The sequence below is a fragment of the Limosilactobacillus rudii genome (assembly GCF_014145455.1).
In the GTDB taxonomy this organism is placed as follows: Bacteria; Bacillota; Bacilli; order Lactobacillales; family Lactobacillaceae; genus Limosilactobacillus; species Limosilactobacillus rudii.
Genome location: NZ_JACIVB010000025.1, coordinates 1 through 237, shown reverse-complemented (window position 1 = coordinate 237; position 237 = coordinate 1). Strand labels below are relative to the sequence as shown.

Genomic DNA, 237 nt, shown 5'->3' with positions numbered 1-237 from the left:
CTCAAATAACGCGGTGTTCTCGGTTTATTGTTTTGTTAATAAAGAAATTAGATAATATTTAGTTTTCAAAGTACAAGCTCTGAGGGTAAACCCCTCAAAACTAAACAAAGTTTCTTCGCTGTGTAGGTTCCGTTTTATTCCTTAGAAAGGAGGTGATCCAGCCGCAGGTTCTCCTACGGCTACCTTGTTACGACTTCACCCCAGTCATCTGTCCCGCCTTAGGCGGCTCCCTCCAAA

At 43.0% G+C, this 237-nt stretch carries 1 rRNA gene; it reads right to left on the bottom strand.

Annotated features, from left to right (window positions below):
• Positions 1 to 145: 145 nt before the first annotated feature.
• A 16S ribosomal RNA gene (locus H5S39_RS01280) occupies positions 146 to 237 on the bottom strand; the annotation flags it as partial.